Here is an 8,852-nt window from a genome sequence, read left to right on the forward strand (position 1 = left end):
TTGTGTTTATACCGGGTATTACTCAGGCCCGGTGCCTGCGGCGCTTGAAATTCTGAGGGCGCGGCCGGGGGGGGAGGGCCAGCCATAGCTCCCCCCCCCGGCCCACGTTTTCATCCTCCTTCTTCTTCCTGCATTAAGCGTTTATACTCAGCTTCAGCAGCCTTGTATTTAGGGGAGCCACCCTTAGTCACGCCCCAAATTTCAAGGATGATTTTTGCTTTGCCCCAGCCCTTTGCCTGCAATTGATGGATTCGCTCGGCGCGTTCTGATTGACCGTTCTCCGAGCCGTTCTGTTCGGGTTCGGCTAGTTGTTTTTGGGCTATCGGTTCCGAACGTTCGCCTTCATCATAAGTCAGTGTCAGAGCGCGTTCTAAGTGTTCCACGGGGTTGAGAATCGCCTCAGCTTCCTGCTGTCTTTGTTGCTGGGAAATGTAAGCAGATGTCGAGATTTCATCAATCACATCAGCAGTGATTGCACGTTCTTTAATTGCCTCAATTTCCCCTTGCTCGGACAGTTCGCGGGCGATGTTGCCAGCCGTCACAGCACAGGCAATCGCAGCACCCAGACTTACCCCTTGCAGTGCTTTGTGAATGTCTAGCGTTTTGTCTAGCGCTGTTAGTGGGGTTAACCACAACACCACAGAGGACGCGCTTAGCACAAACAGTTTTAGGTGCATAAGAACACCCCCAAGCCAATCAACAACATCGCCAAACCGCCTATTAATAAGGCTTGTAAGTCAGAAACAGAAATCTTGAGCAGTTTGCTTAGTGAAAAATCTAGCAGCCAGCTAAAACCCCAGGCAATCGCAATGGCAACCAACAAACACAGAACTGCTCGAAAGGCCATCGGATGCAAACTCGCTACCCACCCCAGGAGTGAGAAAGCGATGCACCCAGCAACAAAATAGTTACCCAAGTACACCGCTCGCATTAGCGTTTACCTCCTCGCACTGCATCCCAAGGTTGAGGCTGGGGAGTAGCTACAACGGGGGGACGGAAATTCTTCAGGGTATAAGAGTATCGGTTGCCACCAAAAGGAGAATTGTTTGTTTCCGCATAATGGGTAACGTCAAACGTGAAACCATTGGCTCGTAAAGCTTTTACCAATTCCTTCACTCCTTTTTTGTTGCCCGCAATCCACATATATTCCATCAGCTTGCCCCTCCTGTCAGCTTGGCTTTAATCTCATCAATCCGAGTCCTAGCGTCGGAGTCTGCTTTATCAATTCCCAAGCCTAAGCGGGCGTAGCCAGGTCGCATAGAGTGCAGTTTTTTTGCTAACCCAGCATCAGAGCGCTTTTTGCCCAGTTCGTTTACGGAGACTGCACCCTCATATTTGCGGTGTTCCTTGTGAACTGTTTTATCGGCGGCTTCAATCTTGGCAAGAGATTTGTAAGCGCGTTTGGATTGTCTCGCGCCGTCTGTTTTCTCCTTTGCTAATTCTTTCAGCTTGTCAGCTTGCTCGCGGTCAAAGTAGCGCGGGTCTGGCACAACGGGAACCGATCGGATGCTTGAAAAATTACCGGGAGTATTCGGGGTAATCACCCCGGCGTCGGTCTGTGCCAAAACTTTTGATTTGTCTATTGCGTGGCTGCCATCATTGCTGTCTGTAAGTTTGCCAGCAGTGGACTGACCGCCACCGAATAGTCGCAGTTGTAAGCTCATAATTTTGTCCCGATTTGAATGTTGACTCGAACTGGGGGGAATAGATTAAGGGGATTGATTTGTCGCCACAAGCTCATTGCCAGCACAAAAACTCCCGCCGATGCGAGGAAGAGTGCAATAAGTTGACCAAAATCAACCCACTCGAAAAAGCTGGTGGAATTCTGGCGGGTAAAATTGCAGACTGGGAAGGAGCCGTCGTTAGTCCAATCACTTGTGTCAAGCGATTGAGCTTCAGTGTCTACAATGCTGTCTACACGGTCTACAACCTGCGGAGGGATGCCGTAGGTTTCCAGCAGCGCTTGCCAGGTAGCAGTTTTGCTGAGTTTGCCGAACTGCTTGGCGTCTTCGTTGGTGAAACCGCAATCAAAAGCGATTGCTTTGAGTTGGTCAATGCGGCGGTAGCTGATAAGGGGCTTAACCATTGCCGCCCCCTAATTTACTAGCGGTCAAGATGAATTTAAAAATTCCTCTTGCTTCTTCCAGCCGCTCCGCAACTTCCTCAAGGGCGTCGGGTACGACATCACGGTAATAATTCAGAAGCAGCAAGGCTTTCCGCGGTTCCGGGCTATCGCTCTCGGATAAGTAAGTATCCAAAAATGTGAGAAAAATTTCACAGTCACGAGGATTTACCAGCTCATCCACACAGGAATTTAAAAGGGCAAGTAATTGCTTGAACGTTTCGCGGTCAATGACAATTTTGTCGGTTGACTCAAACGTCAAGAATTGCGATCGCCCGCAAGGACAATCACCTGTATGTGACATAATTATTCGGCTCCAAACGTTACACCTCAACGATTTGGGGAAGTCGTGACTTGGCTAGCGGTGCTAACGCTGGTCAGTCGCGCAACATCTTCCTTAATTACTCACGATCGCAGATTCCTAGCCGTTTGGCAAGAGATAGCTGTAAAGTTTTATCTCCCGCCTCAGCCTTGCAAAAGTTCTAAAATTACTTCTAAGTCAGCCAAATCGGTTTTTGATTTTTTGCGCTTGGCTTTCAGCTTATTAAGCAGGTCAGCGGCCTCGGGTAAATCTTTCCCGACAGGCGCTGATTTTTTATTTTCCTCCCGCTCGGCGCGTTCTGCTGCAAGTTGCGATCGAACTTCTACCAGTTCTTGCTTAAGTAATTCTTTTTCACTGGCAGAGTTACCCAACTCTATATGTAACCGCCGATTCTCGACCCGTACCGCTTCTACTTCGTCCCTGGGGGAGTCAACCTCAGTTCCTACCGTTTCCATAAGCGGTGAAAGCTCGCTATCTGGTTGTTGCGTCATGTTCGCAGCATCAGTTTTTGTCTCAGTTTCTACCATTTCCATAAACGGAGCAGGCTGAGTTCCTACCGTTTCCATAAACGGAGCGGGCTGAGATTCTACCGTTTCCATAAACGGAGCGGGCTGAGATTCTACCGTTTCCATAAACGGATGATTGCTTGATGCTAGCGCTTCTAAATAATCATTCCGACTCATTCCCACCTTCTCAGCAACAGTGGCTAACCAGTGCCAAGCGTCATCTGTGAGATTGACCGATCGGATTTTGCGGGGGACTTCTGACTTGGGTGCAAACCTGCCAGATGTGTTTCTTGCTTTGTTGGTCATTGCCGTTTCCATAAATGGTTAGTATTTCTATCTAACCATTTCCATAAACGGTCGTCAACCATTTCTATAAACGGAACAAGACTATTGTTGCTTTAATCAATACCAACGCCAGAAGCCGAAGGAGCCAATCAAAAATTCCCCCGGTGTCGAAGACTATTCTCAACAACGAGTCACTCAGTCTCAACAACTGGAAATGGGATTAACGCACGGGAGGAAAATCGGACTCTAGCTCGTGATAGTCATATTTCCCGATCTCCGGCGACTCCACGGGCGTCAACATACTCAGCGAGGCGATCGCGCCGCGTACCTGGGATTGTTCCACTTCCAGGTATTTTTGCAACTGTTCCAGGTTGCGATGCCCAGAGATTTCTTGAATGATGCGAAGGGGTATTCCCGCATTGCTCATACGAGTCAAAGCCGTTCGGCGGAAACTGTGGGTACTTGCGCCCTCGATGTCAGCCCGAAAGAAGGCGCGGCGCAGCAGGATGGCAGCGTAGTCCAGGTGCAGGTGTCCTTGTCCGTTCCGACCAGGAAATAGAAACCCGTCACGGGAGGCAGGTACCCCGTATTGTTCTAGGAAATGCCCCAGGTCATCCAAGACAGGAATAGTGCGGGTTGCTAGTTTCCCCTTGGTATTCCCCTTGCGAATCACCAGTTCCGGGCGAAGCTTGCCTGTGCGATCGTATACGTCGGCGACTTTGAGGGTGACGCCTTCCTGAATGCGGCAGCCTGTGTAGAGCAGGACGGCGCACAAGGCTTTATCCCGTGCGGTAAGCAGTCCTTTTGTGAAAAGACGCTGGATTTCTTCGACGCTAAGTAATTTGGCTTTGCCGTGGCGCTCAACCTTCACTCTGGATGCACTCTGGCTTGACAGTTCAAGCGTATCACGGGAAAGAGCTGGCGTTGTGCAATGTACCTCAGCGCGCGCGTTTGTATAGCACAGTTTCCCTACTCACGCGCTCTCACAGTCAAGCTTCAGGTTTGGGTTCCTTCGGTTTTTTCTCAAAGACTTGGATATTTGGCTCTGATAGCACAAAGCCGTTAGGGGTTGATTCACCCATCTTGCCACCGATAGCTGCGACCCACTGGGGATAGTTGGCAGCAGCATCCTCAAGCTTCTTCCATATTTTGGGCTTAACAGTAACGGACACGACCCGACCATCGCAGTCAAGCTGAAATATTTTGCAGTTGTCTTTGTTGGTCTGTACGTCAGTCGGAAGTTCGTTGATTTTGATGATGAGTTCAAGCTTGCCAGTTGTCATAGGTAGTTTCGTTGGTTTGATGCGTTGCTTGGATAGTACGAGAGTCAGCATAGTTTAATTTCCCAGCCCAGGGCTTAAAGTCACTACAGCTTCATCAGCATAGCCACATCTCCTGAGCCAAAGCCTGGAGTGTTTGCGATCAGAGGTTGGGTCTACCTGGTCTAGTAATATTTGTTGCCTGACCAGGCATCCTGAACCGCTACAGCTTCATTAGGTCGGAAGCCTTCACCTTAATTTGCGGAATGTTCTTGATGGGCTTATCAAACTTGACTAGATAGCTGGTGCCAGCACGGCTTTCGAGAATATCTACAACGTGACCTCTTGCGCCTTGGTAAATACCGCCAACATCCTTAACCACAACTCGATCGCCTAGCTCAAAAGTTCTGTGTTTTTTTCCGGCGTTCGTTTTTGTTGATGAAAGTGTTGAGGATTCCTCAACTGTTGATGGAGGTGTTGAGGATTCATCAACACCTATTTTTTCTTGCTGTACAAGGGTTTCAGGCTCAATTTTTGCAAGTGTTGATGGTGTTGATGTTTTTTCAGATATCTCAGATTCCTCAACACTTACCTCTACCGCGTTGGTGTCGGGTTCAAGATTTAGGGGTTGAGTGTCGGTGTTAAAATTTTGAACTGCATCAACAACATCAACAGTTTGATAATTTATTTCTTGAACCTCTTGATATATATAGGTTTTAGCTTGTTGAGACTCCATCAACACTTCATCAACAGTTCTCGACACTTCAGAATTGCTTTTTTCTGGAACCCTTGCATTATCAGGGTTTTGGTTTTGATGGTGCTGTTGAGGATTTATCAACATTTCATCAACAGTCCTCAACGCTTTGGAGATAAGAGTCAACCGGGAACCCGCGCCCTGCACCTGTGCTAAATCCATTGCTGCGAGCTCGTCAAAGTATTGGCGGATTTTCTCTGGCGGAATTTTTCGGAGTCCCCACACAGCCTTTTTGGCTTGAGTCGCAGTTAGTTTGCCTAACTCATTTACTTTTTCGAGCAAAGATTTGAGGACAGGAGTTAGCTCGCCGTCGAGCGCGTCGCCGTCACCTTGCAGCAAAGTCACTTGACCGAGGTAAAACTGGGCTAGATGGCAGCCGGCCCGCACAGTAGTTAGAGAAATTTCTTCTTGAACTTCTGGGGGCTGACTGCTGACTCCATTTAGAACGTGCAGCACACCAATTAACCGCGCCGCTTGACCGGGCATCTTTGCCATCGCAGCTTTTAAACCGGGTTTTGTTTCGTTCCGGGTTTGCTCGTATCTCTTGTCGTACCAATCGTCATAAAATTTTTGCCCGTCCTTTGAAAAGTAAAACTCTAACTCTGGCAGAGAATCTAATTTTCTGTAGATAGACTCCAGCAAGTCTCCCAAGCTGTAGGCTGCGTCGTGGCGAGGAATCTTGTAGGGACGCATGGGCATTTGATACCAGAGGAATCGAGCCCACTCCCCTTGACCATCTGTAAAATCTCCAAACAATGTTCGTAGTTTGTCGGGTTGAATCCCGCCGGTGATTGATAGGGAATCGCGAGCCAAACTAACACGGGAATCTTTGCTGCGACGATTCTTTTTAACTCCACCACCACCCCAGCCAGATAAAAAACTTTCTTTGTCACTACCTCTGCCACCTTTGTATGCGCCGTGAGATGCGAACAGGCCGCTAAGTTCGTCTTTAATCATGGTGAATGCTTTGTTTGGCTGGAATCCTTTGATTTCATCCAATGACTCAACCGTGATGTTATCGACGTAAAATTCGCGCGGGGGGTGGGGCGGTACGGGGGGTGCATCGTCTTTATTTTCTTTGGACCTGTGATTATATGCCTCGATTTCTTGCTTGTAAGCGTCCAACTCTGCTTTATATCGCGCGTCTTCCTCAGCTTGAAGTTTTACCAGGGGCGCTTTTGGTATGTTCAAAGTGGGAGTTTTCCGAGAGCCAGTTTCTGCAACTACAGCGGAATAAAGTAGGCATGGCTCAACAAAGTTAGTACACTTTTTGACCACGATGCGAGAGTTGGGATTTATTAGCCCTGCTGCAATGGGGAGTAAGTGAGTGAGAACGGCTTCAGGGTCTACTCCCATCCAAGCAGAAACTTTTTTTATAGGCTCTGCCAGGTTTGGGTGCAGGTATTTTTCAAGGGTCAGGCGACGGTTGCTAATTTCCACCAATTTCTCTAAGTCGGCTTTCCTGTCGAGACGCTGTTCATCTCGATCGGCTTCTTCCAGTATTTCCTTATAGATGCGCTCAACTTGCTGAGCGTTACTGCCTCGTGACAGCTCAAGAAGCGCGGCAGTAAGTTCAGAACCCGTGGTGCCAGCTTTAACGAGCGCTGTAATTTCTTGCCTCAAGTCAACGCTGGGCGGTTTGAACCTGTCATGGGTTAAAACATTTGCTGTCGGGTGCCTGACTAGATTATTGGGTTTTGGTTCTTGGATTCTAGATTCTGAATTCTGGGTTTTAGATTTGCGATCGGGCATTCGTACCCCAACGCGATCGGCGAGTTCCATCACCACAGAATAGAAATCTTTACCCGTCGGACTGCCAAAGCCACCTCTAATTTGATGCAAGAATTGGACAGGTCCGCCGCCAACAGAACAACCGAAGCACTTAAAAACCTTTTCCGTTGGGGAAATAGTAAAGCTAGCCGTTTTCTCATCGTGGAAGGGACACAAGCCCTTTAGATTTTTCCCCGAAGATTTCAGCTTTAAGTAGCTGCCGTAAAATTCCTCAGCGTCCAACCTTGGGAGAATTTCTTGCTCCAAAACCTCCACAAGATTTTTATCACCCGTATCTGATGTTGGGGTTTCGGGTTTTTGTTTTTGGAATAAGTCGGCCGCTGGTGTTTGCCGCATCAAGTCCAGAATAAAATCTGGGCATTCTGCGATCGCTGTTTCGTTTTCTTCCCAAAAGTAGGGTTTTTGCGTGGTGGGATGGATCGACGGGGGAAGTGTCGAACATTCATTCCAACGGAGTTCGAGTTTTTGGTTATTCTCCAATTCGATTTTTATCGGCTTCAACCCTTCCCACTTCTCCGGCGGTACGGACATCAAAATTTGAAAGTGTCCAGTTTTTCCCGAAGTCCAGCGCTTTGTTGGAGGGGGAAATTGATTGCTGGATAGCTCTAAATATTTTGTCAATGCTGACAGTCCGTCAAAGTCGATCGCCATGATGCCATTTGACAGCGGGCCTGTAACGATACTCACGCCCGTCCATGCGGTCTTTTTACCTTCATGGTTTTTTTGCGATCGGATGGCTTCGATTAGTTGAGCGCGATCGAGTTTTGTCTTTTGCCAAGCCGGCCAGAGGTTCTTTTTCCCTACGCAGGGAATTAAAGCCCATTCTTGCGGGAATTTATTGATTGCATCGATCAGTGCGCCGATGCCACTTGAAACTTTACCGCCAATCGAAGTAGAATCGTTGTACATGAAAATTTCTCGCCTCTAGCGAGTTTGAATGTGAGTATGAATCCTCAAAACCGTTGCAGCACTGGGTTCCAATCAGAGGCAGCGGTTTTTTGGCGTTTATAAATATTTAAAAACTTTTAGGGCATACAGGTTGGAACCGCCCCCTTATTGCGGATGTGAGGTGTAATAGCATTCATGACTTATCCCCATCTCTCTCTGCGCGCGATCGCTTTTCCTGTGACATCTTCAACCGCAGCAGCAATAGGTTGCTCTGCGAACACACTTAAGCGAGAGTGAGCGCCTGCAAGTTGAAGTATCTGATTATTGACTTTAACAAGGTTTTGTCCCACTAGATATCCTGACTTAGTAAATAGGCTCGCTTTTTCTGTGGTTGCTGAAATACTTGGCTTATATTCCGTCTAAATTTGCGAGCTAGGTGGCTTAGAAGTGTACCTGTGGGGCGGTAGGTATTTTACACATTACCAAAGCATTTTGATGTTCCCACCTTCTCATTGTCCGTTCCGGGGTACTCCGTCAAGGGTCCGATAAATTCTACTCGCTAAGCTTTCAGGCTCGTCGCTCGCTTGCTTGTTTCTTCCCTGTCCCCTGGCTCGCCTGAAAGCTAAGCTCGTCACGAATTTCTCTTTCCCCCCTTGACAGAGCCTCCCCCCTCCACTGGTTGAAGAGGTGGGGGAACACCAAAAAATATCAATTCTGCTTTTTTCACGTCGTATTTTGTGCCTTTTTGTTACGCAATCAAAAAAAATTCTCTATCTGTTACACCTTCAAAAAATGGCTATACTTCAATCACTCCCTACCTTTCTGCGACTATTTATTTATTTTTTTTCTTGTGTTTATACCGGGTATTACTCAGGCCCGGTGCCTGCGGCGCTTGAAATTCTGAGGGCGCGGCCGGGGGGGGAGG

At 48.1% G+C, this 8,852-nt stretch carries 11 protein-coding genes; all 11 read right to left on the reverse strand.

Translation table 11 applies throughout. The annotated features are described in order from the left end of the window. Positions 1 to 110: 110 nt before the first annotated feature. The 11 genes from QUB61_RS35895 to QUB61_RS35945 all read right to left on the reverse strand — a co-directional run bounded on the left by QUB61_RS35895 (position 111) and on the right by QUB61_RS35945 (position 8,277). Positions 111 to 677: a hypothetical protein gene (locus QUB61_RS35895; RefSeq protein ID WP_333135707.1), complete on the reverse strand. Its 567-nt coding sequence runs from the start codon at positions 675 to 677 to the stop codon at positions 111 to 113. Beyond that, positions 668 to 931 (reverse strand): hypothetical protein, encoded by a 264-nt coding sequence (locus QUB61_RS35900; protein ID WP_333135709.1) that lies wholly within the window; start codon positions 929 to 931, stop codon positions 668 to 670. The genes QUB61_RS35895 and QUB61_RS35900 overlap by 10 nt, the downstream gene beginning before the upstream one ends. Further along, the gene (locus tag QUB61_RS35905; RefSeq protein WP_333135711.1) at positions 931 to 1,152 is read right to left on the reverse strand and encodes a hypothetical protein; all 222 of its coding nucleotides are present in this window, start codon (positions 1,150 to 1,152) and stop codon (positions 931 to 933) included. The genes QUB61_RS35900 and QUB61_RS35905 overlap by 1 nt, the downstream gene beginning before the upstream one ends. Beyond that, a complete protein-coding gene (locus tag QUB61_RS35910) occupies positions 1,152 to 1,664 on the reverse strand; it encodes a hypothetical protein (protein WP_333135713.1) in 513 nt (170 codons plus the stop codon). Before QUB61_RS35910 ends, QUB61_RS35905 begins: the two co-directional genes overlap by 1 nt. Beyond that, positions 1,661 to 2,086 (reverse strand): hypothetical protein, encoded by a 426-nt coding sequence (locus QUB61_RS35915; protein WP_333135715.1) that lies wholly within the window; start codon positions 2,084 to 2,086, stop codon positions 1,661 to 1,663. The genes QUB61_RS35910 and QUB61_RS35915 overlap by 4 nt, the downstream gene beginning before the upstream one ends. Then, positions 2,079 to 2,426, reverse strand: a complete 348-nt coding sequence (locus QUB61_RS35920; RefSeq protein ID WP_333135717.1) for a hypothetical protein — start codon at positions 2,424 to 2,426, stop codon at positions 2,079 to 2,081. Before QUB61_RS35920 ends, QUB61_RS35915 begins: the two co-directional genes overlap by 8 nt. A 161-nt stretch (positions 2,427 to 2,587) precedes the next feature. Next, positions 2,588 to 3,256: a hypothetical protein gene (locus QUB61_RS35925; protein WP_333135719.1), complete on the reverse strand. Its 669-nt coding sequence runs from the start codon at positions 3,254 to 3,256 to the stop codon at positions 2,588 to 2,590. A gap of 199 nt (positions 3,257 to 3,455) precedes the next feature. After that, positions 3,456 to 4,106, reverse strand: coding sequence for a site-specific integrase (locus tag QUB61_RS35930; RefSeq protein WP_333135721.1), 651 nt, complete (start codon positions 4,104 to 4,106; stop codon positions 3,456 to 3,458). A gap of 118 nt (positions 4,107 to 4,224) precedes the next feature. After that, positions 4,225 to 4,569, reverse strand: a complete 345-nt coding sequence (locus QUB61_RS35935; RefSeq protein WP_333135723.1) for a hypothetical protein — start codon at positions 4,567 to 4,569, stop codon at positions 4,225 to 4,227. A 148-nt stretch (positions 4,570 to 4,717) separates the two neighbouring features. Further along, positions 4,718 to 7,948: a DUF3987 domain-containing protein gene (locus QUB61_RS35940; RefSeq protein WP_333135725.1), complete on the reverse strand. Its 3,231-nt coding sequence runs from the start codon at positions 7,946 to 7,948 to the stop codon at positions 4,718 to 4,720. A 179-nt stretch (positions 7,949 to 8,127) separates the two neighbouring features. Continuing rightward, positions 8,128 to 8,277, reverse strand: coding sequence for a hypothetical protein (locus QUB61_RS35945; protein WP_333135727.1), 150 nt, complete (start codon positions 8,275 to 8,277; stop codon positions 8,128 to 8,130). Positions 8,278 to 8,852: the final 575 nt, after the last annotated feature.

The sequence above is a fragment of the Microcoleus sp. C2D2 genome, from assembly GCF_036702495.1.
Classification (GTDB): Bacteria; Cyanobacteriota; Cyanobacteriia; order Cyanobacteriales; family Microcoleaceae; genus Microcoleus.

Excerpts from the sequence above, each read along its gene's own strand:
- QUB61_RS35895 (WP_333135707.1), bottom strand. The coding sequence starts at position 677 with ATGCACCTAAAACTGTTTGTGCTAAGCGCGTCCTCTGTGGTGTTGTGG.
- QUB61_RS35900 (WP_333135709.1), bottom strand. The coding sequence starts at position 931 with ATGCGAGCGGTGTACTTGGGTAACTATTTTGTTGCTGGGTGCATCGCT.
- QUB61_RS35905 (WP_333135711.1), bottom strand. The coding sequence starts at position 1,152 with ATGGAATATATGTGGATTGCGGGCAACAAAAAAGGAGTGAAGGAATTG.
- QUB61_RS35910 (WP_333135713.1), bottom strand. The coding sequence starts at position 1,664 with ATGAGCTTACAACTGCGACTATTCGGTGGCGGTCAGTCCACTGCTGGC.
- QUB61_RS35915 (WP_333135715.1), bottom strand. The coding sequence starts at position 2,086 with ATGGTTAAGCCCCTTATCAGCTACCGCCGCATTGACCAACTCAAAGCA.
- QUB61_RS35920 (WP_333135717.1), bottom strand. The coding sequence starts at position 2,426 with ATGTCACATACAGGTGATTGTCCTTGCGGGCGATCGCAATTCTTGACG.
- QUB61_RS35925 (WP_333135719.1), bottom strand. The coding sequence starts at position 3,256 with ATGACCAACAAAGCAAGAAACACATCTGGCAGGTTTGCACCCAAGTCA.
- QUB61_RS35935 (WP_333135723.1), bottom strand. The coding sequence starts at position 4,569 with ATGCTGACTCTCGTACTATCCAAGCAACGCATCAAACCAACGAAACTA.
- QUB61_RS35940 (WP_333135725.1), bottom strand. The coding sequence starts at position 7,948 with ATGTACAACGATTCTACTTCGATTGGCGGTAAAGTTTCAAGTGGCATC.